Origin of the sequence: Winogradskya humida (assembly GCF_016862215.1) — a bacterium.
GTDB classification, from domain to species: Bacteria; Actinomycetota; Actinomycetes; order Mycobacteriales; family Micromonosporaceae; genus Actinoplanes; species Actinoplanes humidus.
The window spans coordinates 20894-45327 of sequence record NZ_BOMN01000113.1 but is presented as its reverse complement, the minus strand read 5'-3'; the positions used below and the strand labels follow the sequence as shown (position 1 = coordinate 45327).

General features: G+C 67.5%; 27 protein-coding genes. 2 read left to right on the top strand and 25 right to left on the bottom strand.

From position 1 onward, the window contains the following. Positions 1-428: 428 nt before the first annotated feature. The 6 genes from Ahu01nite_RS39205 to Ahu01nite_RS39180 all read right to left on the bottom strand — a co-directional run bounded on the left by Ahu01nite_RS39205 (position 429) and on the right by Ahu01nite_RS39180 (position 5221). Positions 429-1298 carry a DUF3037 domain-containing protein gene (locus Ahu01nite_RS39205; protein WP_203841814.1) on the bottom strand — a complete coding sequence of 290 codons (870 nt, stop codon included), beginning with the start codon at positions 1296-1298 and terminating at the stop codon, positions 429-431. 15 nt (positions 1299-1313) lie between these two features. Then, the gene (locus tag Ahu01nite_RS39200) at positions 1314-1820 is read right to left on the bottom strand and encodes a hypothetical protein (RefSeq protein ID WP_203841813.1); all 507 of its coding nucleotides are present in this window, start codon (positions 1818-1820) and stop codon (positions 1314-1316) included. A gap of 717 nt (positions 1821-2537) precedes the next feature. Then, on the bottom strand, positions 2538-3353 hold the full coding sequence (locus tag Ahu01nite_RS39195) for a hypothetical protein (RefSeq protein WP_203841812.1): 816 nt from the start codon (positions 3351-3353) through the stop codon (positions 2538-2540). A 17-nt stretch (positions 3354-3370) separates the two neighbouring features. Further along, the gene (locus tag Ahu01nite_RS39190) at positions 3371-3883 is read right to left on the bottom strand and encodes a hypothetical protein (protein ID WP_203841811.1); all 513 of its coding nucleotides are present in this window, start codon (positions 3881-3883) and stop codon (positions 3371-3373) included. Between the two features lie 7 nt (positions 3884-3890). Beyond that, on the bottom strand, positions 3891-4847 hold the full coding sequence (locus Ahu01nite_RS39185; protein WP_203841810.1) for a hypothetical protein: 957 nt from the start codon (positions 4845-4847) through the stop codon (positions 3891-3893). Next, entirely contained in the window at positions 4844-5221 is a 378-nt protein-coding gene (locus Ahu01nite_RS39180; protein ID WP_203841809.1) for a hypothetical protein, read from the bottom strand. Before Ahu01nite_RS39180 ends, Ahu01nite_RS39185 begins: the two co-directional genes overlap by 4 nt. Positions 5222-5628: 407 nt before the next feature. On the opposite strand from Ahu01nite_RS39180, the gene Ahu01nite_RS39175 reads away from it, so the two are divergent. Further along, complete coding sequence (locus Ahu01nite_RS39175) at positions 5629-5958, top strand: PadR family transcriptional regulator (RefSeq protein ID WP_203841808.1); 330 nt, start codon at positions 5629-5631, stop codon at positions 5956-5958. Next, the gene (locus Ahu01nite_RS39170; RefSeq protein WP_203841807.1) at positions 5955-6689 is read left to right on the top strand and encodes a hypothetical protein; all 735 of its coding nucleotides are present in this window, start codon (positions 5955-5957) and stop codon (positions 6687-6689) included. Before Ahu01nite_RS39175 ends, Ahu01nite_RS39170 begins: the two co-directional genes overlap by 4 nt. 260 nt (positions 6690-6949) lie before the next feature. Here the strand turns inward: Ahu01nite_RS39170 and Ahu01nite_RS39165 are convergent, their stop codons facing one another. From Ahu01nite_RS39165 to Ahu01nite_RS39080, 19 genes are all read right to left on the bottom strand, one after another. Continuing rightward, positions 6950-7984 (bottom strand): NAD-dependent epimerase/dehydratase family protein, encoded by a 1035-nt coding sequence (locus Ahu01nite_RS39165; protein ID WP_239159493.1) that lies wholly within the window; start codon positions 7982-7984, stop codon positions 6950-6952. After that, positions 7981-8907, bottom strand: a complete 927-nt coding sequence (locus Ahu01nite_RS39160) for an endonuclease/exonuclease/phosphatase family protein (RefSeq protein WP_203841806.1) — start codon at positions 8905-8907, stop codon at positions 7981-7983. The genes Ahu01nite_RS39165 and Ahu01nite_RS39160 overlap by 4 nt, the downstream gene beginning before the upstream one ends. Continuing rightward, complete coding sequence (locus tag Ahu01nite_RS39155; RefSeq protein WP_203841805.1) at positions 8904-9086, bottom strand: hypothetical protein; 183 nt, start codon at positions 9084-9086, stop codon at positions 8904-8906. Before Ahu01nite_RS39155 ends, Ahu01nite_RS39160 begins: the two co-directional genes overlap by 4 nt. Further along, positions 9083-11095 (bottom strand): hypothetical protein, encoded by a 2013-nt coding sequence (locus Ahu01nite_RS39150; RefSeq protein WP_203841804.1) that lies wholly within the window; start codon positions 11093-11095, stop codon positions 9083-9085. Before Ahu01nite_RS39150 ends, Ahu01nite_RS39155 begins: the two co-directional genes overlap by 4 nt. Then, complete coding sequence (locus Ahu01nite_RS52075) at positions 11095-11343, bottom strand: helix-turn-helix domain-containing protein (RefSeq protein WP_438874857.1); 249 nt, start codon at positions 11341-11343, stop codon at positions 11095-11097. Before Ahu01nite_RS52075 ends, Ahu01nite_RS39150 begins: the two co-directional genes overlap by 1 nt. Before the next feature lie 233 nt (positions 11344-11576). Then, entirely contained in the window at positions 11577-12323 is a 747-nt protein-coding gene (locus Ahu01nite_RS39145; protein WP_203841803.1) for a hypothetical protein, read from the bottom strand. 259 nt (positions 12324-12582) lie between these two features. Next, complete coding sequence (locus Ahu01nite_RS39140; protein WP_203841802.1) at positions 12583-13476, bottom strand: S1 family peptidase; 894 nt, start codon at positions 13474-13476, stop codon at positions 12583-12585. A 140-nt stretch (positions 13477-13616) separates the two neighbouring features. Then, positions 13617-15380 carry a hypothetical protein gene (locus tag Ahu01nite_RS39135; RefSeq protein WP_203841801.1) on the bottom strand — a complete coding sequence of 588 codons (1764 nt, stop codon included), beginning with the start codon at positions 15378-15380 and terminating at the stop codon, positions 13617-13619. Next, positions 15377-16198, bottom strand: coding sequence for an SAM-dependent methyltransferase (locus tag Ahu01nite_RS39130; RefSeq protein ID WP_203841800.1), 822 nt, complete (start codon positions 16196-16198; stop codon positions 15377-15379). Before Ahu01nite_RS39130 ends, Ahu01nite_RS39135 begins: the two co-directional genes overlap by 4 nt. A gap of 67 nt (positions 16199-16265) precedes the next feature. Then, positions 16266-17081, bottom strand: a complete 816-nt coding sequence (locus Ahu01nite_RS39125; protein ID WP_203841799.1) for a hypothetical protein — start codon at positions 17079-17081, stop codon at positions 16266-16268. After that, positions 17078-17314, bottom strand: a complete 237-nt coding sequence (locus Ahu01nite_RS39120) for a hypothetical protein (protein WP_203841798.1) — start codon at positions 17312-17314, stop codon at positions 17078-17080. The genes Ahu01nite_RS39125 and Ahu01nite_RS39120 overlap by 4 nt, the downstream gene beginning before the upstream one ends. 173 nt (positions 17315-17487) lie before the next feature. Beyond that, positions 17488-17754: a hypothetical protein gene (locus tag Ahu01nite_RS39115; protein ID WP_203841797.1), complete on the bottom strand. Its 267-nt coding sequence runs from the start codon at positions 17752-17754 to the stop codon at positions 17488-17490. A gap of 130 nt (positions 17755-17884) precedes the next feature. Further along, the gene (locus tag Ahu01nite_RS39110) at positions 17885-18580 is read right to left on the bottom strand and encodes a hypothetical protein (protein WP_203841796.1); all 696 of its coding nucleotides are present in this window, start codon (positions 18578-18580) and stop codon (positions 17885-17887) included. Positions 18581-18660: 80 nt separating this feature from the next. Further along, on the bottom strand, positions 18661-19473 hold the full coding sequence (locus tag Ahu01nite_RS39105) for a hypothetical protein (protein WP_203841795.1): 813 nt from the start codon (positions 19471-19473) through the stop codon (positions 18661-18663). A 23-nt stretch (positions 19474-19496) separates the two neighbouring features. Further along, positions 19497-20303 (bottom strand): hypothetical protein, encoded by an 807-nt coding sequence (locus Ahu01nite_RS39100; RefSeq protein ID WP_203841794.1) that lies wholly within the window; start codon positions 20301-20303, stop codon positions 19497-19499. Further along, positions 20300-20926: a hypothetical protein gene (locus Ahu01nite_RS39095; RefSeq protein ID WP_203841793.1), complete on the bottom strand. Its 627-nt coding sequence runs from the start codon at positions 20924-20926 to the stop codon at positions 20300-20302. The genes Ahu01nite_RS39100 and Ahu01nite_RS39095 overlap by 4 nt, the downstream gene beginning before the upstream one ends. After that, a complete protein-coding gene (locus tag Ahu01nite_RS39090) occupies positions 20923-22518 on the bottom strand; it encodes an ATP-binding cassette domain-containing protein (RefSeq protein WP_203841792.1) in 1596 nt (531 codons plus the stop codon). The genes Ahu01nite_RS39095 and Ahu01nite_RS39090 overlap by 4 nt, the downstream gene beginning before the upstream one ends. Then, complete coding sequence (locus tag Ahu01nite_RS39085; protein WP_203841791.1) at positions 22515-23540, bottom strand: branched-chain amino acid ABC transporter permease; 1026 nt, start codon at positions 23538-23540, stop codon at positions 22515-22517. The genes Ahu01nite_RS39090 and Ahu01nite_RS39085 overlap by 4 nt, the downstream gene beginning before the upstream one ends. Further along, positions 23537-24403 (bottom strand): branched-chain amino acid ABC transporter permease, encoded by an 867-nt coding sequence (locus Ahu01nite_RS39080; RefSeq protein WP_203841790.1) that lies wholly within the window; start codon positions 24401-24403, stop codon positions 23537-23539. Before Ahu01nite_RS39080 ends, Ahu01nite_RS39085 begins: the two co-directional genes overlap by 4 nt. Positions 24404-24434 lie beyond the last annotated feature (31 nt).

Here is a 24434-nt window from a genome sequence, read left to right as displayed (position 1 = left end):
TCGGACCGGTAGTAGCCTCCCGCTTTCATCACGGTGGCCAGCGGCGGTCGCCGACCGCACGGAAAGCGGCGATCCGCATCTCGGGCAACGATGTGAGGGATGCGGCTGCCGGACGTAACCGCCGGACCCATCGCCTATGAGCAGAACTCTAGCCCGCGACTTCGACAGCTGCGCTGACCTTGGGGCAAGGCCGCACCCTGCCGCGTAGCCGAACCGATCTTCCCGTGCGCAACATCGCGGACGATCCGCGGCAGAAGAGGACGTCGGAGAATTGGCGAGGGCTTTACCAGACCAAGAGGGGCGCCCCGACCGCGAAATACGAAGGATTTGCTGCGTTACCGATTGTCGATTCTCGGATCTTAGACGCTTCCTTCAGCGTTGAAGACATACTGGAAGACGCCTACGACGACATTGATTACGCGGACACGCTAATTCCTAAGCAGTTCTGCAGCTCTTTGGCCAACTTTAGCGGCGTCATCAAAGTCTCGGACCTTGATCTGAAGTTCATCGAATACCTGCGATGCTTCCTCAAAGACTTCGACCTGAGTCGGATTGGTCGGCTTGGCGATCACTGCCTCCACCTCCACGCCCGCCTCGATGGTGCTCACTTTGCCATCCGGTGAAATGACCCGAGACTCTTCAGCATTCCGTAAGCGTCCGATTGCATAGGCCCAAGCCTTGATCTGAGTTGAAAGATCCTCAACGGTCGCCCGCTGGAAGGACCATCCTTGCGTCAACTGGACAATCTTCCCGTTGCCGATTGCGAAATCTACTCGAGATGTAACGTGCCGCCCAACATGGACTTCGGCGCGAGACTTCCAGTATGGTGCTTCAATTCGCGCAGCCTCATATGACTCGCGAATTCTGGCTAAAATTGCATACTTGGTAATTGAATCTTTCCGAGATGCTAATTCGGGATCGATTACAAAATTTCCAAAAATCATATCTAGTGCTTGCTCAGAGCCGCTCGCCATTATAGGCAATGGTGCACTAAGTTGAACAATGTTTCGATGATCATGGAATAAGGATTGCAGCCAAGATTCTTCTATGTTTGGAGATTCTCCGCCATCAAGAAGGGCGCGACATTTGTCGATTTCCAGGCCAACCCGCGCCAGGAAGCCGTGTACTACTTCAAGGTCAGAGGCGCTGGCCAAACGCCGGACGCGACCCTCATTGCTGACTTGGCGCATAGCCCAGTCCCCGGTTGCCGGATCACCAACGACGGCTCCAACGTTGATGAACTCGCCGGTGCGCGGATCGGGCACACAACGAACAAGCGAGTACACATAACGTGACATCTCGTCCTCCAGCCGTCATGATGCCCGAAGACGCTCGGCGACCGCCGGCGCCCGATGTTCAAGAAACCATCCGAGGGCCTCGAGGTCATCGTTGCTGACTGGCCACGAAGACGGAATGGTCCGCATGATGGCCGCTAACTGGCTTCGAGTCACCGCCTCCAGCTTCGTCGCTACAAGGGTGACCTGGTCCGAGTCTAGACCGCCACGCGAATCTGGCAATTCATTGGCCAGGTCGGCGGCTGCCTCCAGGTCGGCCAGGCTCCAGCGGCCCTGATCGGTCGGAGGGAAGTACAGCCCGTGGTCATGACTGTAGATCGTATGGTCGTGATCGAGGTCGTAGAGCCACTGTGGGTCCGCGCCGAAGCACCAGTCATAGAGAGCATAGATGCCAGCCTGCCGTCGGCGATTGTCGTCTCTCGTTCGAGACGAAAGACTGGGTCGGCCCCGTTCGTCCGCATTGCGCAGGGCCTGGCTTGCGTGGGCAAGCCCTGGGCTGAGATGCACTCCTGGCTTGATCTCCATATCAAGCCCCTCCGGGATTCGGATCAAGCTCGTTATGCAGACGGGCGCTTCAATCAGGCGTCCAACCTCTGCCACCACTCGTTCGACCGCGATAGACGCGCCCTGTCCTGGCGGGCAAGTATCCAGACATTTGACGAAATATTGTTTACCATCGTCAGCGAGTGCGCGAAAGGGGCTACTCCAGCCCGCGGTCGCAGCTGACGGGGCAACCACTTCTAGGTCGATGAACGCGTCCGAACGGCCTTGGACCAGGCCAGTCCAGTCCGACCGGGCAACCAAGAATACCCTCCTTCCGCGCTGCTATATCACTTAAGGTGACGAAGGATACCGCATCTCAGTAGTCCCGGTTCAAGGTGGCGTGATTACTACACGAAAGAGATCATGATTCTGACGATGCGCGCATCTGCATCACATTGGAATAACAATGCTGCCCAGCCGGGCTGCGGATTAGGCGCGCTCTTCTCGGCAGATCAGTGAATACGATCATGAGGTTTCGGCGAGGAATCGGGTGATCCGCTGGGCAGGGTGTCCCAACCGGGGATCTTGCGCGGACGTTTGTTGAGGTCGGCGGCCGCCGCGGGTAGGTCCTCGACGGTGTGCACGCCCGTCGTCAACCTGCTTGGCATTATTTTGGACAGCACAGGGGGGATGGCCGCACAGGAAGCGCACTTGATCCGGATCTTCGCGACCATGGCGAAGATCGAATCATCCGTCACTTTAGTTGAGAGGGCCCCCGGAGGGGTGGGGGTCGTCTGTGGCCTTGCTGAGGTCGCACAGTGAGGCGACTTCGGTTTTGGCCAGGTCGGCGGTTTTGGGGATTGCTGCAAATGCGGTGATGAAGCTGTTGTCGAAGCGGTCGTCGTCGGTGTCGCAGCCTGAGTCTTGGGGTTCGGCGCCGATGCCGCCGCCGAGCAGGGTGCCGGCGGTGTCGCGCAGGACGTAGGAGGAGCCGCGGGAGACGAGGTCGGTGCAGTTGGCCGATGTGGTGCGGTAGGTGATGGTGCCGATGCCTTGCGAGTCGCTGCTCGTCTTGTCGGGAACCAGCGTGGCGGTGATGGGCGCGAGGCCGTTGTTGCCGTCGCCGACGGGGAGCCATTGGGAGACCGCGAAGTTGATGGTGGCGTCCGAGGTGGTGGTGCCGTTGATGGCCAGGGTGGTGCCGACCGGGATTTTAGCTTTGGGGAGCAGGATCGGTACTTCGATGATCTGGTACCGGTGGAAGGTGTCCTGCACGGTGCTGGTGCCGTCCGCGCCGAGGGCGTCGAAGGTGACGCGGGTGTGGTAGGCGACTTTGTCGGTGGTGTTTTCGAGGATCGCGCCGATGGTGACGGTGCTGAAGTTGGTGGCGTGCAGTGTGGTGTGGCCTTGTTCCGCGAGGCGTATGCCGGTGGTGTCACCTGCTGCTACCGGATCCGATGGTGGGGTGAGCAGGCGGCAGGACGCTGGCGAGGGGGTGTCGTCCCTGGTGCAGGCTCCGACGGTGCCCGTTATGGTGAGGGCCGCGATGGCGACCAGCCAGATCCTGCCTCGCACCTGGGGAGTCCTCTCGGTCAGTGGTCGTTACCGTAGTACTTGTTGGACAGTGCGGCGATCTTCGCGAACTGGTCTTGGACGAGCTCGGTGGCTGCTTGGGCGACGGCTGCGGTGAACTGGCGTTCGTCCAGTGCCCGGACCGTACCGGGTGCGATGTCGACCTGCCACTGTCGCATTCCGACGGCTTTGACGGCGATGCGTCCGTCGGGGGAGTAGCCGCGGGCGATGATTTCGTCGCGTTCGGTGCGCCAGTCGATGTCGCGGGCGCTGATCGGGGTGTCTTCGCCGGTGATCTGCTGGCCGGTGTGGTCGCTGAAGGTGCGCCAGTATTCGCGCGTCCGGGCGACCCAGAGCAGGCTGGCCAGGTGGGTGAGGCGCCGTTCGAGGTCGGATTCGGTGCACAGCTCGTAGAAGCCCTGCGGGAAGTGCAGGGTCAGCCGGTCCCGGTCGGTCAGGTCGGCGGTGATCGACCCGTCCGGGGTGGATGCCCGTACGCGCATGGCCTGGATCCGGTCGGCGAGTTCACCCATCAGCGGTTCACCCTTCCGCGGTGCCGAGCCCGGTGGGCCCGTTGCCGGTGACGGTTGCCGCGGTGGCATCCGCCAGCGCCGGCCGCCGGGGAGTGAAGGCCTCTGCGTTGCCCTGGAGGTAGCCGTGGGAGCTGGTCATCGCGTCGGCGATCACGCGTTCTTTGGTGGTGATGTCGGAGGCGAGTTCTTCGAGGCCTTTGCGGATCTGTTCGACGATGTCGTGGGCGTTCTTGCCGTCGAACTTCACCGGTTTTGGATCGTCGCCAGTGAAGGACGCCCCGGACGAGGCTGCCTCCCCGACGATGGTCAGGCCCAGGGCGAGCGAGGCGCCGGCTGACGGCCCTGCGGCGGCGATCGCGAAGATCGACCCGACGACGGTCAGCAGGCACGATGTTTCTTTGGGGTTGCAGTCGAGCAGCACGTCGAGGGAGTCCTGCGCGGCGTGTGCCAGCTCGTCGACGCTTTTGCGGGCCTCGCGCCACAGGGCACGCTCGGCTTCCATGGCCCCTTTGAGGGTGAGTACCAGGGAGAACTGGTTGGCGGTCACCCCGGTGAACCGGTCCATGAAGTTGGTCCGGAAGTTGGCGGCGGCGGGCCCTCGCCAGTCCTCGATCAGGGTGCCGACCCGGGCGAAGCCGCCCAGGGACGGGTTGACGGACACCGCGTCGGTGTTGACCTTGTCCTGGCCGGTGCCCTCGTTCAACGTGCTGGCCGCGCTGGCCAGCACCGTGATCGCGGGGGAGAAGACGTCCGGGTCCGGCATGTCCAGGAACGGGGTGAACATTTCCGCGACGCCCGCGAAGCGTCCCACGGTTCCGTCGACGGCGAGCTGTACCTCATGATCACTGCCCCCGCCGTACCATTTGCCGTCGTCTTTCTTGTTGAAGCCGCGCTGTTTGAGGTCCATCTCGATGGCGGACGTCTCGATCTTCGCGGCGTGCTCGGCCAGCTGTTCGTAGCTCACTGCGGTGTCCCGTCCTGCGGGTGCGCGGCTTCCACGGCGGGTTGCAGCTCCTGAAACTTTTTCGCCGCGACGTCGTCGGTCTGGGCGTACTCGTCGGCGGCCAGCACCATGGCGTCGCCGGTCAGTTCCAGATTCTCCGCCGTGGTCCGGAGGATCTCGAAGACCGCGTCGCGGAAGTCATCGAACGCGGGTTTCGCGGGGCCGTAGGGGCCGCCGAGCTTGCCGTCGCGATAGAAATTGTGGCCGACACTGTCGGTGAGCAGGAGATTGCCGGCGGCGAGCCGGAACTGCTGTGCGACGGGTTTGAGCTGGTACTGGCCTGCTTCCCACAGGTCGACCAGGTCAGCGCCCAGTTCGTCGCCACTATGCGGCATTGTCGTCCCCCCGAACATCGGCATATCGAGACCGATCAGCCGCCCACGATAGCTCAGCTACGCACATGCCATGGTCCCGCGACCGTGTTGATCTGCCCAAACGCGCGCCCACGGTGGTCGCAAGCACCTGCCAGTCCCAGGGCCCGTCAACTGACGGGTTCGTTCTGAAGTCTGGCGTCTGCTGATCGTCGGGGTAGAGCGACGAGAGCCTGCAGTGAACGACTGCAGACATAGGTCAACGGCGGTCGGTCGGCCGATCACCGCATTCCCCGACCCCGGGGCGGGACCAGGCGCCAGGCTTGCCGGGACGCGGTGATCGGCGTGGTCTTGACGGTGCTGAAGCGGGACCCGCGTCCGTCTCCGACCCTTATTGATACTAGGTCTATTAGATCTAGTATCTTCTGGCCATGGTTGACCGACCAGAACGCATCACACAGCCACTCCTCGATGTCATCCGAGCCTTGCTGGCGGATCAGGACCTCGAGCTGCACGGCTACGCGATCGTCAAAGAGACACGACGTACAGGCCCCACCGTCTACAAGATCTTGGAGCGGCTCTCCGCGATGGGATGGCTGGAAGCGCGTTGGGAGGACCGTGCCGACGAGCCGAACCGCCCACGGCGCCGGTTCTACCGTCTCACCACCGACGGGCGCGTGGAAGCGGCCGCTCTGCTGGCGCAGCGCCGTCCCGTGCGGCCCTCGGCGTCACCGCGCCCGGCGTTGGGACACGGGCAGTGACCGAGTTGTTCGTAGCTATTGCCGGCTTTGTCACGGCTGTGGCCGTCAACGAATTCAGCGACCTCAGCCCGTGGCTGGCGGAACGTGTCATTCGTGGCGCGGCCCGGTTGTGGGCCTATCACGATCCGGAACTTGCCGAGGTGTACCGCGAGGAGTGGGCAGCCCTTGTACACGAGCGGCCGGGCAAAGTGACCAAACTGCTGTCCGCGATGCCGTTCCTGGTCGTCGCTGTCATCAACTTCCCGCGGCTGACACTGCGCACACTGCGCAGCAAACCCCGATCCCAGCAGCAAGTTCCCCGTAAGACGACACTGTCGGCTGTCGAGCGGCAGCGCGAGGAACTGGTACGCCGCTACCTCGACCAATGCCGACCTTTCGTGAGGCACTTACCGTTCACCGCCTGCGCAATCCTTCTCAGTAGAACGCAGGGGCTTGGCCCCGAGGAACTTCAAGACGCCGGCGCCCTTATCGGTTGGTTGGCCATCCTCGTGTCTTTCAGCAGCCTCAGCAGACTCACCCGCGAATTGCGACGAGACCTTCTGGGTCGTCCCGGACCGCCGACCTCACGGGCCGTGCCCATGCTGACGCGAATCATCGTCGAACGGCTTCTCGCGCTGCTCGCGCGGATACGCCAACGTCTGGGCAGGTTCTTTCGAGCATTCCAGCTTCGAGTCGCCCTGGCACTGCAGTCCCGCCTCGGCGGCGCAGTGCTAAGCGATATGTGGCTCTGACCTTTACAGCAATGCCCCACCCAATAGGTGACGGGCGCCGCGTGGCCGGCATGGGCCGTCTGACGGAACAGTATTGAGCGCCTGCCTGGCCTGACCGGGCGGGCGCTGCCCTACGGTGAGTAGCCTGAAATTTGGTGCTGCAGCTGCAGCTGCAGCTCGAGTCGTCGCCGGCGCCGGGCACCCGGGAGTAGTGCCGCGTCGTCGCCCCGCTGGTGTCCTCTCGTACGCCGCCGCTTCGTGTTCGTTGACGAGATCGGTGGTCAGTGCGGCGAGTCCGGCGCTGACTGATCCTGGTCGGTCGTGGGTGGTGGACCGTAGGTGCGCAGCAGGTCTGCAGGAAGCTTCTGTAGCCATTGCGCATGCCGGGTCATCCCGGTTTGCAAATCGATGCGCGGCTGAAAGCCGAGCAGTACACGGGCGAGACTGAGATCCGCGGCGGTGGCCGGAACATCACCTGCCTGCGCGGCACCGGCCGTTAACGGCACCGGATTCCCAGTCACCGTCCGGGCCATGGCGATGATATCGCTTACGGAGATGCTGGAGCCGCCGCCGACGTTGATCACCGTCGCGGGGACCTCGATGTCGGCCGCCGCGATGGTGGCGGCCACGACATCACCGACATAGGTGAAGTCTCGCCGTTGTGTGCCGTCACCGAAGATCACGAACGGTTCGCCTGCCAGCGCTGCTGCCAAAATCCTGCTGATTGCCATGTCCGGGCGCTGCCTCGGCCCGTACACCGTGAAGTACCGCAACGCGGTCACCGACAGCCGGCTTGCGGGTCGCTTCGCGTAGGCCAGGCAGAGCTGCTCTCCCGCGAGTTTGGTAATCCCGTACGGAGAGATCGGCTGGGCCGGGTCGTTCTCCCCGGATGGTGCCTCGGCCGGCCCGTACACGCTCGATGCGGAGGCGTAGACGACTTTGCTCACCCCTTCCTGAACGCAGGCGTCCAGCAGCCGTTGCGTGGCCATGACGTTGGCCGTGACGTACCGTTCGAACTCCGCCCACGAGGCCCGCACTGCGGGGATTGCTGACAGGTGGAACACGCACGCGGCGTCTCGCACCAGAAGATTCAGGGATACGAAGCTCAGGTCGCCACTGAACAGCGAGAACCGTGGGTGTCCCGTGACGTCGCGGAGATTCAGGCGGGCGATTGCATCTGTCTCCGGGGTCCGGCGGTCGATACCCACGACCTCCAACCCGTTGTCGAGAAGACCCTGAACCAGGTGAGAGCCGATGAAGCCGGCCGCGCCCGTAACCACCACCATCGTCGGTCGGTGTGGGAAGCTGCTGGTCATGACTGGGGGTTTCTTTTCCCTGTGACGGGCAGTGCAGAGACATGCTCGTGAAAGTCGAGGACCGCGGGGAGATGATCGGAGGCTCTGCGCGTCGTGGCGTTATCGACGGTGGCGAGTTCTCGGACGGAGTCGCGCAGATTCACGGTGAGATGGAACCGGTCCTTGCGCAGGCCTTGGGCCCAGTCCCCGGGCCAGTGCCCGGTCGTCGCCTGTGGTGTGGCCTGTAGGAACTCTGCAGCGTCGCACAGACCTGCTTGCTGGAGTTGTTCGGCAGCGTCTCGGGCCGGCCTGACGCGCAGGACCCCGTTGGTGTACTCCGAGTCGGTTTCGTAGACGAAGTTGTCGTTCCGGGAGTTGGTGTGGGTCCAGTCGGGGTCAAGGTAGTCGCCGTGGAGATCACGCGCTGCGGAAGTGTCGTTGAAGTCTCCGCCGAGCACTACCGCGTCGATACCGGAAGCTCGGGTCAGGCACATCGCGGCGCTCAACGCGTCGTCGACGCGCTGGTGTTTCGCGGCGGGGTGCGCGTGGTAGCTGGCGAACCCGACGCTGATGCCGTCGATCTCGACGGTCAAGCACGCGAGCCGCCTCTGAAACCCTCGCAGACCGGGCTGGCGGAAACCAGTCGGACGCACAGTGGGATTCCAGAGCACCCCGACAGCGAACTTCCCGTCGCCTGCGGCGAAGGCAGGTATCCCGTGGAAGCGGCAGTGCAAGCCGGTGTCGGCGGCGAGCGCGTCGAGGGTGAGGGCATGGTCCCCGGCGATCTCCTGCACCAGGAGAATTTCCGGCTTGATCTCATTGATCGCCTCGATGACGTCGCCACGCCGGTCGGCGGCTGCCTCTTTGGCTGATCCAAACTCAAACAGGTTGTAAGTAGCCAACAGCATGCTGGGCGTATTCCTCTCGGGACAGCAGGGGGTCATGAAGGGTCCGGCCCGGCCGGGGCCGCATCGGTGGCGGTAGGACGGTCACGCTGCACGGCCGTGGGCCGCTCGGCAGCCATCTCCACGGGCGGCACCATGGGTGTCGACGGGTGACCGGCGTCCAGTCGGGCCAGCGTCGGATCGGCTTGATGGTGCATGCGGGCATAGCGGTCGATCACTTTTCGTGTGGTGTGGGATTGGTTTGCGAGGCGGTTCCGCGTGAGTGGCGAGCTCGGCGTGGCACTGCTGTCTGAGACGGCTGGTGGGCCGAGGGTTGACGGCGAGTCCGTTCGCGATGGTCGGGCAGAGTTACCGCCACTGGCTCGGGTGGCGGGCTATAAGGGCGGTCGGTTGGATCGGGTTGATGCTTGTTCGGGCTGCGGCCGGGCGGTCGGCCCTGCGGGAAGGGAACAGTGTTGGGGTGCGGGTGTGAGTTGGGCGGCGGTCGCCGTCGAGCGCTGGTTGTCCGGTCGTGGTGTGCGGGCGGATCGTTGAGGGGGTCGGCGCCCCAGTAGTAGCGGTGGGTGGGCTTCTCAGGCCAGCCGTCGGTGTATTGCTGGTGGGTGATCTCGCCGATGAGCGGGGGCCGGTCGTGGCCGGTGGTAACGGTGGCGATCAGGTCGTCGGCGGTGAAGTAGTCCCAGGGGCCGTTCTCGGTATAGAGGGCGAGGTCGTGTCCGATGTGGTCGGTGAGCATGCGGAATACCGCGGCGGTAGCGGTGATGTCATCGTGGGCGGGGTGCTCGCCGATGTGGATGGCCGGGGTCGCGCCGGTGACGGCGCCGAGGTCCAGCACGAGCCGACAGGCAACGCACACCAGATCGATGTCGTTGACGAAGAGGACCGCGGGGTCGTGCGGTGGCTGTGGTGTCGCCCCGGGGTAGCTGGTGGTGGGGCGCTGGTCGGGGTCGTGCTGCAGGTAGGCGTCGAGGGTGATCATGGTGGAGCCGTCGTCGGCGGGTGCGGTGCGGCCGATGAAGTCGGTGGGCGTGACCTGGTATTTACGCATGGCGGGTGAGGTGTCGCCGAGTACACGCAGTTCGTGGCCGGCGTGGTCGCTGAACAGTTGCCAGACCGCGCGGCTTACCGCCGGGTCCTGCCAGGCGGGCTGGCCGGTGTCGGTGAACGGTGCCAGGTGCGGCGTGTCATGGCTCTGGGTGGTTCCGGGTGGTGCAGTGGTGCCGAGGTGCAGGGCGAGCCGGCAGGTGTCACAGATCAGGAAGAGTGCCGTGCCCTGGGTGTTGTTGGCTGCAGTGAGGCGCCGGTGGTGAATGGTTTCCTGGTTGTCGAGTCCGTAGAACAGTTCGATCACCGGGACCCAGGGTGCGGCGACTCCCGTGCCCCCGGCGTTGGTCGTGGCCGGGGTGGGGCTGGTGTGCCGGTCGGGGTGCTCGCCGTGCAGGTGGGCGGAGACCCGGTGCCGGTCGTATGTGCGGGTCGCGCGCCGCCGGGTGCAGTAAGTTTGGTGGTGGTCGCGGATGCGGTCGATGACGGTGAGGGCGTAGCCGGCGAACACGTCGCGGCCCAGGGATCCACAGGGGTGCAGCGTCGCAGCGTGGGTGTCGAGGATCCGGGCGGCGAGGTCGTTGTGGCCGCAGGCGGTGGCGGCGGCGACCGCGATGATGACGGCCGTGAACGTCGTCGCCGCCGTGGAGGGGTAGATCTGCAGGGGTGTGCTCACGGTGCGGTGAAGTTCGGTGATCGCGAGGTCGCAGTGTCCGCGTTCGTGCAGGGCAAGGTATACCTCGAGATGGTTGGCCAGGTCGTCGCTGTCGGCGAGAGCAAACCTGCGGTTGCGCAGGCGGTTCGTGACGGCCCAGCCCAGGGTTAGCGGACTGTCGGGGGTCAGCGGCAGGATCCGGGCCTGGACGGCGGCGTCCGCGAGGGTCGCACGCCGGGTTTGTGGATGGTCGTCGCCGTGAAGCCGGCGGGCTGCTGTTACGGCGTACTGCGCCCATCCGGTTAAGGCCGGATGGTGGTCCTTGGCGTCGGTGATCCAGGACAGGACCGTATCGATGGTGTGCTCGTCGGCCGGGGTGGTGCCGGGGTCGCGTCCGGCCAGGCCGGGCGGTAGTACCGCCCGCTCGACGTCGCTGTTCGGTGAGGTGGCGGCCACCTCCGGGGTTGTCGGCTGTGTGTCGGTGGGCGACAGCCCGGATGGCCGGGGGTGCGGGGGTTTCGGTTCCATCAGCGTTGCTGATTCGGCAGGGGCGGCGTGGACGCGGTCGTCGGGTACGCTCCGCCGCGCCGGCGTCGCGTGATGCTGTTTTTCTCCATGGCACGGTGGATCGAGCCGTAGGAGCAGCCGAAGACCACAGCTATCTGCCGGATGGGCTGCCTCTCGCCGTTGTAGAGGTGGCGAATCTTTCTGATTCCTTGCGGTGTTCGCCACGCGGGGATGTGGGACGCAGGGGTGGTGCGTGCGGTAGATGGCATTTGCGGTGACTCCACGTGTTGTCGGGGCGTGATTTGGTGGGCGTTGGCCGGGTGCGTTCGCCGCCGTGGGCCGGCTATCAGGGACTGCGAGGGGTTTGGTGATGTGCCAGGACGGTCGCGGAGGGCTCGATAGCCGGACGCGTAGTGCCGAGGCAACTGCATCTGTGGGTGTTGGTTTACGACTGCGTTGGGCGTTCAGGCGTAGCGTCGCGCCTATGTCTGTGCTGGACAGGTCAGGTGCGGATGACACTGGCCCGGCGGGTCTCGACGCTGTTGCTGCGGGCTCCGTTTGATTGCTGGGCGATACTCGCCGGTCCGGGTGCTGCCGCCTCGACGTGGCCGGAGGTGGTGAGAATCCGCAGTAGTCCTTGGATGACCGGCTCGTTGGAGTTGGTGACGTCCACGTCGCCGCGAAAGATTTCGACGGGGCGTTCAAGGGGTGAGAAGACTTGTTCGTCGAGGGTGGCCCAGTGCAGCAGGAGGTGCAGGTTCTGGCGGATTGTCAGGCCGTCGTCGAAGGTGGCGATGATGACCCAGCGGCTGCGGCAGTTCTCGGCGCCGATGCTGAGTAGTGTGCGTTGCTTGGCCCTGACGTTCTTGCGGATGGATCGCATGATCGTGAGGACTTTCGCGGGCACGATCTTCAGGTCCGTCACCGCGGTGGTGGGTGCGTCGGCGTCGAGCAGGGGGTACTCGTCGTGTCGGCTGTTCGGGTCGCGTAGCAGCCCCATGACGCTGTTGTACGGCAGTTCTCCGTGGGGGATGCGCGTACCGTCGATGGTCACGTTGCTGCTGTGCGCGCGCCACCTGCTCCGGCGATAGCCGCGGTAGACGATGTCGAGGCGCACGGTGCCGTTGTCGCAGGTGAGCAGGCACCGGCGTGGGCCGAGCAGCCTGGCGGTGACCTGGTGTCCGCTGTCTCGTTCGAGCTGGATGGCGATGGCGCGAAGTGGCCCGGGAAGCGAGCCGGTCTCGGTCATGGGTGCAGATCTCCTGAACTAATTATGTGCGGCTGGCGGTCCCGGGCCTTGGCGAGCAGGGCGCGGCTGGTCCGGGGCCTGTCAGCTGACGGGTGGGGCGGCGTGGGCTGCTCGCCAGGCCCGGCTGGTACCTGCCGACCGGGGTGGGGGCAGCCGGTGGAAGGCGCGATGGCTGCCCAAATCGCTGTTTGGGGTGCCCGTTGGCGGTGTCAGGTGCGGTGTGCTGGTGCGAGGGCATCAGCACACCGCTTCCGAGGGGCTAGCTGGCGAGAGACCAGAACCGTGCGGCCCTGTCAGGATCGACATGCCGGGGGTGCTGCGGGGTGCGTGTGCCGGTCAGGGCCTGTCCGATCCAGTCTGAGTAGTAGACGAAGTCCGTGTAGACGGCCGCGCCGGTGCAGGTGGTTTCGTCGGTGACCCGGCTGGCACCGCCGAGGACCACCCATGTGCTGCCGCGGCGGGCGAGGGCTGGGCCTCCGGAGTCACCGGAGCAGACCTGGGCGCCGTCTGCGGCCGGGGCGATGCAGAGCTCGCCGGCGGTGATGCCGGCCGCCGCACACGCGCTGGGGGTGGTCAGCCGGGTGTCGAGTTGCTGCAACACCGCCGGTGGTTCGGTGGCGCCTACGGTGGTTTTGCCCCAGCCGAGCAGCCGGACCCGCTGACGGTTGCGGACCCAGTCGGCGAGCGGGATCGCCCGGACGTGCAGGGTTGCGGGGATCGTCACGTTGACCACGGCGACGTCGGCGAACGGGTCGCTGCCGGTGCCCCAGTCCCAGGCCGGGTGAACCTGCACGCTGGTGGCCTGCAGGGTGGTGAGCTGGTCCAGGTGGGTGGAGCCTGCCTGAACCTGCACGGTGGAGGCCGGCATAGCGGCGCCGGTGGTGAAGTCACTGACGCAGTGCGCGGCGGTGGCCACACCGATCCGGCCGCGGTCGGTGACGAAGGTGCCGGTGCAACGGGCGATCCCACGCCCGGCGTAGGAGGTCAACAACCGTGCCGCGAACGGATAGTTTTCGGTGGCGTCGCCCCCGCCGATGATCATGATTTCGGGGTCGTCGCCGGCCGCCATAGCAGGCTGAGGGCTGACGACTGCGGCGGTGGTCAGGGCCAGGGTGGTGGATGCCATCACGGCTAGCCAGGTACGTACGGTCACGTGCGTCCTTACGGGTGGAAGGGGTGGGTTGCGGGCACACCGGTGGCGTGCCCGGATGCCCCGATGCCGTCGGCATCGGGTTGTCGGTGTGGCGAAGGGGCAGGGCTGCCGCCACGCCGCTCGCCGCGGCGGGGAGCGTCTTACGGTGGCGGTCCGCGGTGTGTGCCGGGGTCGGGCGGCGGTTCGAGCGGGTCGCTGCCGTGGTAGTAACGGCGGGTCGGGGCAGTCGGCCAGCCGTCGATGTATTGCTGGTGGGTGATGTCGCCCAGCAGTGGGGGATTGTCGTGGCCGGTCTCGATGGCGGTGTGCCACTCACCGGATTGGATGTAGTGGTCCCAGCCGCTGGCGTCGGTGAAGATCAGCAGGTCGTGGCCGGCGTGGTCGGTGAGCATTCGGAACACCGCGGTCGTCGCGGCCGGTAGCTGTTCGGCGTGGTGTGCGCCGATGGTGATGGCGGCGCCGGGGTGTCCGCTGGTGTGGCCGAGGACCAGCTCGAGGCGGCAGCCGAGGCAGACGAGGCTGACGTCCGAGTCGGCAGGGTCCGATGGTGGTGCTGGGGTGGCGCCGTCGAAACGTGCGACGGTTGGCTGGCTGGGCCAGCCGGTGAGGTAGGCGTCGATCGCGATACCGGGGTCAGGGTCGATGCCCGATGGGCCGATCAGGTCGGTGGGGGTTGCCACATATTTGCGCCAGGCAGGTGAGGCTTGGGTGATGACGCGCAGTTCGTGGCCGCAGTGGTCGCTGAGCAGCCGCCATACCGCGCGGGTGACGTCGTCGTGTTGCCAGGCGGGCCGGCCGGCGGCGAGGACCGTGGCCGCCAGCCGGTCGGGCTGGTGGGCGCGGACGACGGTGGCGCCCAGACGTAGCCCTAACCGGCAGGTGTCGCAGAGCAGCCATACGTTGCTGCTGGACGGTGTGGCGTGCAGGTCACGGTGTTGGCGCTGGTTGTCGGCGTGGGCGCCGAGCCGGAACAGGACCCCGTCCAGGGAGAAACGTGGCGCTGCGCCTACCGGGACGGACTTTCGCGGATCCGCCGGGGAAACCATGTCGGGTGGGGCGGGGCTGAGATGCCGGTTGGGGGGTTCGCCGTGTATCAGGGCGGAGAACCGGTGCCGGTCGTGAGGTGCGCTGCCTCGGTGCGTGCAGACCTGCTGGTGGTGCTCGCGGATCAGATCGGTGAGTTGCAGTGTGAGGCCGGCGAACAAGGCCCGGCCTGCGGTGCCCGGTTCGTCGAGGTGTGCTGCGTGGGTGTCGAGCAGGGTTGCGGCGAGGTCGTCACGACCGCAGGCGCTCGCCAGTGCGACGGCCACGACCACTGTTGTCAGCAGCGCCACCCGGCGCTCACCGGCTTGTTCGGCGGGTAGGGGTGTGTATCGCAGTCCGCCGTTGGCGATGTGGCAGAACCCGCGGGTGTGCAGGGCGAGGTAAGCGTTGAGGTGGTACATCGTGGTGTCGCGGGAGGCCGGGGTGCGGCCGGTGTCGCCGATGCGGTGAGCGAGGGTGTACGCCGTCGGGCTGAACGCGTCGGTGTGCGGCAGGATCGCCGCGCGGACGCCGGCGTCGGCGAGCACGGCCCGTTCACGCTGCGGATGCCCGGCAGGGTGCAGGCGGCAGCTTGCGGCCAGGGCGTACTGCGCCCACCTGTTCAGGGCGGGGCCGGTGTGGTGAGTGTCGGTGATCCATTGCAGGACGGTCTCGATGATCCGCTCGTCGTCGGGTGTGGTCGACGGGTCCCGTTCTGCCAGCTCCGCGGGGAGGCCGACACGGTCGTCATCGGCGACGGCGGGCAGGCCGTGGCACTCCGCGGCCGTGACGGGCCCGGGGCCGTCCGTGTCGTGTCGGCCGGTCGCCGCTGCAGGGCGCGGGCTGTTGGTGCCGGCTGTTGGTTCGTGCGGGGCGCTCACGAGTGGTGCTCTCGAGTCGCGGGGACGGGCTTTCGCCCGATCGCGCCGTAGACCGGTGCCTGATCGGGTGGCGGTGGTTTGTCGTCGGCGCCGGGTCGCCATGCGGTGATGGGGACGATCCCGGGTGTGACGAGGTCGAGGCCGGTGAAGAATTCGCTGAACTCGCCACGGTCACGGAAAACGAAGTCGTGTGTGGACAGCCAGAGGCGGGTCGCTTCGTCAAGGAAGTCGCCGGTGGCGTGGGAGACGACCAGGTAACTACCTGGCGCCACCTGGCTGAGCAGTTCCTGGACCACGGCGTAGGCCTGCTCGCCGTCGGGGATGAAGTGCAGCACCGCGACGAGCATCACCGCCACCGGTTGTGTCATGTCCAGCGTGTCACGCAGCGCCTGATGATCCAGGATCTGTTGTGGGTTGTTCAGGTCCGCATCGATGTATGCGGTGCGGCCTTGCGGGTCGCTGGTGAGCAGGGCGCGGGCATGGGTCAGGACCAGAGGGTCGTTGTCGACGTAGACGATGCGGCTGTCCGGTGCGATCCGCTGGGCGACCTCATGGGTGTTGTCGGCGGTGGGCAGCCCGGTGCCGATATCGATGAACTGCCGGATACCCGCCTCGAGGGCCAGGTACTGCACCGCGCGCTGCAGGAAAAGACGGTTTCCCAGGGCGGCGGTGCGGACAGGCGGGTATTTACGCTCGATCTCGTCGGCGGATTCCCGGTCGGGCGCGAAGTTGTCCTTGCCGCCCAGCCAGTAGTTGTAGCGGCGGGCGGGGTGGGGTCTAGTCGTGTCGATGCCATAGTCAGGCGCATTGTCGGTCATGAGAGTCTCGCGGTGCGATACAACGGAATATCAGCGACGGGTGCGGTCGGGGGCGCCGGTGGTGGTGTCATGCTGGGCTCGTCGCGGTGAGCAGCAGGTCCCACAACTCGTCTCGCCGGTCAGCCCACGGCAGCACCGGGCCGGTGGCCGCCGCGAGGTTCCGCAGACCGGGATGCGAGTCCGGTGGCCGTAGGCGCAGGCAGATGGGGGTGTGCGCGTCGACGAGCGCGTCGATGGCGTGCAGGGCGTCGTCGGCGAACGCGTACCGGGCCGGGCTGTCGGGCGGGTCCAGGTGGCCGGCGTGGTCGGCGATTACGGTGTGGGCTTCGTCGTCGCGGCCGCACGCGGACAGCATGGCGGCGAGGGGCACGATCATTTCAGCACCCAATGCCGGGTGTGACGATCCCAGTTCGCTGCTCGCCCAGGCTGTCAGGGCGCGGGTGGCGGCCCGGATGGCTTCCCCGCATTGCTGGTGTCCGTGCAGGGTCCGCGCCGTTTTCATGCCTGTCAAAGCGGTGTGTACCGCGGCTGCCGGGAAGAGTTCGCCGATCTGCCGGTTGTTGTCGTCTGCGCGGGTTGCGTCAGTGCCACCACCGATGTCGTTGCTCGCGGTGGAGGACAGCACGGTACGTCGGGTCTGGCCGGGTGGCCGCACGATGTGCCGTACGCGGATGGCGTAGCGGGCCCAGGATGGGCTGGCACCTATTTCGCTGAGCAGCAGGGCGGCCTCGTACAAGGCTTCGTCTGCGGGGGCGTGCTCCGGGTCGATGTGCTGCAGGTGGTGGTGCAGCAGGGCGGCGGCGTCGTTGGGTTGCCCGGCGGCGAGCAGTTGCCGGGCGTGGACCACGGTCATCGGGAAGTCGTCGCGCTCGCGAGGGTTCATCGGTGCCCCCCTCGCCGTCGCTGCCGTTCGGCCGGGTTCTGGTGCCGCAACGCCGCCATGGTGGCCCTGCTGCTGATGGCGTGCCGGATCGTCAGGCGATGCGCGGGGGAGCGGCGGGCGGGCTCGGGAAGCGGTTCGTGGCGGCGGTACCAGTTGGTGAACCGGGCGCCGACCAGTTTCGGGTCGGCATCGGTCAGGTCGGTGACGGCCTGGTCGCGTAGGCCCGCCATCATGATGCCCAGGTCACGGCGGTGCCCGCAGTAGACGGCGCGAAGGTGTTGTTGCGCTGTCTGGCAGGGCCACGGTGTGCCGCAGGCCCGGCAGTCCCACGTGGGGCGTGCGGGGGCATGCCCGCTCCACCCGACGCCGGGTGTGCGGTGTGGGGGCGTGGATCGGCAGGCGCGGGTCACGGCAGGTCACCGTGGCTGATGTACGGGCGGCAGACGCAGACGTGTTGGTGGTCCTCGGGTGCGTCGACGATGAGACCGGCCCCGACAGGTGTATCCGATGCTGTGCTGCTGCGCCGCTGGGGCAGGGTCTCGGCGTCCGCGAGCAGCGCGTCGCGTTCGCCGGTCCGGTCGCAGGCGGCGAGCATGCCGGCGTACAGGCGCAGCGCCGTCGCGCCTGCGGGGCCGAAGGCGGTGAGATGCCCGTCGTTGTGGACAAGGTTCATGACCGGTACTCCTTTCGAGCGTCAGCTGCACGCGACGGTGGAAGTGCGCGAGGGAGGGCGGTAGGACAGGGTTCGCGTGGGGTGTCCCTCGGCGGTAGCCGGCGCAGGCCGCACCGACTGTTGGCGGGTGTCATGGCCGGTCCTGTCTGCCGGGGGCAGGCGACGGGAAGACGATCGGCGTGACGGACTGGGCGCCCCACTGTGGATGGGTGCACACGGCGTGGTGCGTCATCAGCACGTCGCGGATCTCGGCGGTGACGTTGGCCTCGTCGACGGCACGGTCCATGCTTCCCGGCGGTGCCAGCAGTGATTCGTGACGGTGCAACATGGTGGACGCGGCGAGGGTGTCGCCGCAGCCGGCAAGCAGTACCGCGTACTGCAGCAGTGCTCCGCGGCCGTAAACGGTACGGTCATCGCCGGCCAGGCCGGTCGCGTAGGCCAGGCAGTCGGCGAGCTCTGCCAGTGCCTTGCCGCAACGCCCGTCGGCGTGCAGCAGGCTGGAGCGTTCCCGCTGCCAGATCAGCGCATCGGAGCGCTCCCCGCGGGTGTGATGTGCCTCGATGAGGTGCCCGCACGCGGTGATCGCCTCGCTGCGCAGACCCTGGCGTCCGGCGATCGCCACCAGCGCCGCGGCGGCGTGCAGTGTCACCGGATCCGTGGCGCTCCGTGCGATGCAGCTGTTGCGTTCGGCGAACCGGGCGTACGCGAGCTGCTCGTGCGGGACGTCCGCCATGCCTTCGGCGTACAGCACGGCAGCCTGGATGACCCGCCGATCGACGCAGGCCGTAGCGAGGTCGAACGGGGCGAGGGCTGTTCGCAAGGTCATGGCCGCGACCTGGGGAAAGCCCTGGGCATGGATTTCCTCGGCTCGCTGCAAGGCCACCTCAAGAGCCTCGTTGTGGGTGTTCACCGGCGGTCGCCGCCGCCCGAGGACCGGTGGTGACCGGCGTGCAGGTCGGGGCCCGTCACCCGCATCGCCTCATGCACAGCGTTCATCCAGTCGACGAAGGGCAACACCGTGTGGTCCTCGCGCTGACAGGCTCCGGCGCATGGCCTGGGGTGGGCTTCGGTGATCCTGTGAATCGTGTCGGCGATCAGTGCTTCGCCGACGTCAGGGTCGGTGCCGTTCGCGGGTGCCAGCAGGTCACGGTGCTGGCGCAGCAGTGCGCGCGCGGCGGTGGTGTCACCGCATCCGGCCAGGATCGCCGCGTGCCAACTCAGCACCGCACGCATGGCCGCGTCACGCTCGGGCTGCGGCAAGCCGCCGGCGAGGTTCGTGCAGGCGACGATTTCGTCCAGGGCATGCTCACATTGGCCGTCGGAGAACAACATGACAGCTCGTTTGGTGCGCCAGACAAGAGCATCGCTGTGGTCGCGGCGTCGAGTGTGTACCTCGATGAGACGTTGGCAGACGGTGGCGGCATCGCCGAACAGTTTTTGCTGTTCGGCGACGCCGGCGAGCATGTGCATGGCCACTCGGGTGAGCTCGCTGTCGGGCCCCAGGGTGCGGTGGCTGCTGCGTTCGGCGAACAGGGCGTAGCTCAGCTGGCTGTCGGGGTCGTCGACAGCGGACGCGGCGTACAGAGCGGCGGCTCGGATGACCGCAGGATCCCCCGTTAATGTGGCGGGATCGTAGGGAGCTAATACAGCACGCAACATGGTGGCGGCCTCGGGCAGACGGTGGTCGCGGTACAGCTGCAGGGCCTCGTGCAGCACCACGGTCAGAGAACTTTGGGAGGCGTTCATCGGAGATCACCGGTAAGAAGCAGCCGCCACCAGCGATCGCGGCGCTCGTGCCATGGGCGGGCAGCTGCACCGGTAGTCGCGGGTGCGCCGAGCTCGGCAAGCGACGGCGGTAGCTGCCCGCGCGCGCAGATGTCGTCATGCGTCGTGCAGGCCCGGGTGAGGACGCGGATGCCGTAGACGGCGAACTCGCCGCGTTCAGCGGTGCCCGGTTCGGCCAGGAGTAGTTCCTCGGCGAGCAGGCGGGCCTCGGCGTCGTCATCGCGGCGGCAGGCACACAGCATGGCGACCAGCCACACCAGCAGAGTCGCCCCACCATTCGCCTCTTCGGCGCTGTGGAACTGGCTACGCCAGAGATTCAGCGCTCGGGTGGCGGTGCGGATGGCTTCGCCGCAGCGGCCCAGGGCGTGCAAGGTTTGCGCGTCGCTCAGCACTTGCATCGGCGGGTTCGTGTCCGAGACGGCAGCGTGGTCGGGCGAACGGCGCCGGCCCGGCTCGGGTGCCAGGTCGCCTGAATGGCCCATGCTGCAGGGTTCGCCGTGGCGTGGTGACAGCGGCCGTGGTCGTGGCCGTGGCATGTTGCGGCCGGCGCGGATGCTGTAGTGCAGCCATCGCAGGTCCCCGGTCAAGGCGCAGTGCAGCGTGGCGGCTTCCAGCAGAACCCGATCGTCGGGCGCCAGCTGCGGATCCAATTTGCTCAGATGCAGATCCAGCAGGGCGACAGCGCCGTCGCGGTCTCCGTTGGCTGATAGTTGGCGGGCCACCGGGATCGATTCGGCCAGGGCCTGCTGCTCGTCGGGGGTCATCGGCGGGCTCGGCTGCGGGCGGGCGCCTGGTAGGCGCAGATCTGCTGATGTTCGCCCGCGTCGGCGACCGGTGGGAGGACCGCGAGCATGTCTGGCTGCCCAGCGAGCTGGGGTGGGTTGATCTGCGCGGTTCCGGGGCGGGGGTGACAGGCGTCGAGCATCAGCCGGTACAGCTGCAGAACCGTGGCCACCGTCGGCGCGTCGTCGTCAGTTGTCTCGGTGGCGGTCTGCCAGGCGATGGTGATGAGGTCGAGGGCTTCGATACAGCGGCCTTGGCGGTGCAGACAGGTGGCGTGGGCCAAGCGGGCTTGCAGGGCCGGGCCTGCCTGGCCCACGGTGTGGTGCCGGGTGATGAGCTGACCCCAGAGCTCGGCGGCCTGCTGATGGTGGCCGGCGTCGTCCAGCACGATGGCGCGGGTACGCGTCGCGGACAGCGCTGCGGCTGCGGTCGGGGTGCAGGCATGCTGAGCGAGTTGGCACGCCCGCCGTGAGATCAGGTCCCTGACGTCGTGTGGATAGTCGCGGTCGGCTGCCGCCTCGGCGGCGATGCTCACCAGATCGGAGATGTGTATGCCACCGGCCGGGGTGCGTGGCTGCGCGAGGGTGCGCGAGGTGCCGTTCACGAGGGGCTGCCTGTGGTGGTGACGCCGAGCAAGTCGTTGAGGCGGGTCCGTGTGGCAGGTTCGTGGAGGGTGCGGGCGGTGGTGGTGAACGCGATTCGGCCGTGGTCAAGGACGCTGACCTGGTCAGCGACGGCCAGGGCGAGGTGCTGGTTCTGTTCGGCGAGCAGGATCGCAACGCTCTGATCGGCGATGCGGGTGATCGCGTGGGTGAGCTGGTCGACGACAGCGGTGGCGAGTCCTTCGGTGGGTTCGTCGAGCAGCAGCAGCCGGGGGCTGGTGAGCAGTGCGCGGGCGAGGGCGGCCATCTGCTGTTCGCCGCCGGACAGCTGTGCCGGGTAACGGCCGAGTTTGTCGCGCAGGGCGGGCAGCAGATCCAGCGCGTCGTCGGTTGTCCACCGGACATCACCGGGAGGCCGCCCGTGGCGGCGGGCGTGGCGGGCGGCCAACGCCAAGTGCTCGCGGATGGTCAGACTCGCGAACAGGTGCCGGCCTTGTGGAACCAGAGCGACACCGTGCCGGGCGGTCCGGGTGGGGTTCCCGGGTGGCAGGTCGATGCCGTCGAGCCGGATCTGTGTGCCGGGCAGTGCCGGGTGGGTGGCGGCGATGGTGTTGATCAGGGTGGATTTTCCGGCGCCGTTACGGCCCAAGATCGTGTGGATCGCCCCGCTGGTGACCGTCAGGTCGATGTCGTGGAGAACCGGGGCACCGTGGTAGCCGGCGCGTAGCCTCTCGACCTGCAGCACCACCGGCGGCTGCGGTGCCGGCTCCGACGAGGTGCGGAGTTCGGGGTTGCTCGGCCACGACGGGGATGCCAGGACGTCAAGGTCCACGGCGTGGGAGGTGGGCCGCTGTTGCGGGGTGGGGATGAGGTAGACGTCGTTGACCTGGGGGTTGGTGCGAATGTTGTGCGGTGTGCCGGTGGCGATGTGGCGTCCGGCGGCCAGGACCGTGATGGTGTCGGCGAGCGCGAAGACCAGGGGCAGGTGGTGGTCGACGACGATGACGGCGATGTCGTCCGGCAGTGCGCGGATCAGCTGGGCCAGGTTGCGGATCTCGTGTGGGTCGAGGCCGGCGGAGGGTTCGTCGAGCAGTAGCAGCCGGGGTTCGGCGGCGAGGACCATGGCGATCTCGAGGAGCCGTCGCTGGCCGTAGGACAGCTGCTCGGTCGGCTTCGTGGCGTGCGCTTCGAGCCCGACGTTGTTCAGGGCGGTGGTGACCTGGGCGCGGCGGGTGTCGCGGGCCCGGCGACGCCCGCCGCTGGGCGGGGTGGCGGGAAGGTGCACGGCGAGGGCGACGTTGTCGGCGACCGTGAGAGTGTCGACGACACCGGGGTGCTGGAAAGTCCGGCCGATACCCCGGTTGGCACGGGACGCTGGCGTCAGGCCGGCGATCGGCTGCTGATCGAACACGACGCGTCCGGTCGCGAGCGGGGCGGTCCCGGCGATGGCGTTGAGGACGGTGGATTTCCCGGCCCCGTTGGGGCCGATGATCGCCCTGCGTTCGCCGGCGGCGATGTGCAGGGTGAGCGGGTGCAGGGCGGTCACGGCGCCGTACCGGCAGCAGATCTCGTCGAGGTGCAGCAGCGTGTTCATGCGGTCGGCTCCGATCGGCGCGCCCAGTGGCGGTGCAGCCGTAGGACGGTGGGGCGCAGGTAGGGCACGGTGAGGCAGAGCAGTCCGAGGTACAGCGGTCCGGTGCCGTTGCTGCCGGTGGCGTCGCGCAGGGCGATGATGGCGATGGCGGCGGTCAGGGCTCCGGTCATGGTGGGGGTGCCGGTGAGGCAGGTGCCCAGGGCGGCGGCGGCGAATCCGGCGGCGGCGGTGCCGAAGCCGAGGTCGGCGGGCCCGGCGTGCTGGTTGACGACGATAAGCAGTGCACCGCCGGCCCCGGCTATCGCGGCGGCGGCGGTGTAGCCGAGGCCGAGCCCGATCGTGGGGTGGTGGCCGAGGGCTGCCATGCGGGGTTCGTGGCCGGCGTGCCCGCGCAGGACCAGGACCAGCCGGGAGCGCATCAGCCAGCCGATGCCCGCACCGCAGGCGGCGAGGACGGCGAGGGCGTACCAGTACTGGTAGGCGGCCTCGGTCAGCGGGTGGCCGGGCCAGAGGGTGACGGGTGGGGTGTCGACACCTTCGTCGCCGCCGGTCACCGATGTCCAGTGCAGGGCGACGGCGGCGGCCAGGCCTTGGATCATGATGGTGACCATGAGGAACGTGGTGCCGCGGGTGCGCAGCACCACCGGCGCCACCGCCGCGCCGGCCAGGGCAGCGGCGAGGGTCGCGCCCGATAGCTGGAGCAGACCGTCGGTGAGGCCCGCATCGGCGAGGTGGGCGGCGGTGTAGGCGCCGACGGCGAGGAACGCGGTCTGCCCGAACGAGGGCAGGGCGGCGACCGCGAGGAGCTGGGTGCTCATGGCGAGCAGGGCCAGGATGATCGCGGTGGCGGCGAGGGTCACCACGTAGCGGCCGGTGATGGCGGGCAGGACCACCGCCAGTCCGGCGGCGGCCACCGCGACGCCCTGGCGCGGGCGCCGCCACCGGTTCGCCGAGGCACGCTGGAGCAGGGGCGGGCGGGCGGCGTTGATGGCGTCGGGCGTGATGGCGGTGACGGTGCTCATGCTGCGCTCACCGCCTGACGGTGGCCACGCACGACCAGCACGGCGATGACGATCAGGAACAGGGAGAACGAGGCGAGCGCGGGGACGGTGGCGACGCCGATGTTCTCGACCATCCCGACGAGCAGCGCGGAAGTAAGCAGGGCCCGGATGTTGGTGCCGGCGCCGCCGAGGATGACCACGATTAGCGACAGGGTGAGCACGTGGCTGTCGACGCCGGGGCCGGGACCGATCACCGGCGCGCCGAGCACCCCGGCGGTCACGGCCAGCATGGTCCCGGTGGCCAGGGCGATGGTGCGGATCCGGGCAACGGACAGGCCTTGGGCGGCGGCCATCAGCGGGTCGTCGACGGCGGCGCGGAGCCGGATCCCGGCCATGCTGCGCCGCACGATCAGATACATGCCGGCGGCGAGCGGAATGGCGAGGACGATGAAGGTCAGGTCGTAGACCGGGTAGCCGTGTCCGGCGAACGACAGATGCCCGTCCAGAATGGCAGGCCGCGGTGGGGACAAGGTGTTGCCACCGGTGAGGCGTGTGAACGCCCAGGAGGCAATGAAGCCGATACCGAGGGTGACGGCGGCCTGTTCGGTATGCCCGGCCAGCGGTTTCAGCAGCACGCTGAGCCCGGCACCGGCGATGGCGGCGGCCGCGATCCCGGCGAGTACGGCGACGGCGAGCCCGGTCAGGGTGCCGTCGGCGAGCCAGCACGCGAGGTAGGCGCCGGCCAGGTAGGAGGCGCCGTGGGCCAGGTTCATGACGTTCATGACGCCGACGATCAGCGCCAGCCCGTCGGCAACGACGAACAGCAACAGCCCGTAGGCGACACCGCCGAGCGCGGTCACCGCCCAGGGAACCAGGTCGGACACCACAGCGCACTCCTTTCCATGGCAGGGGTTG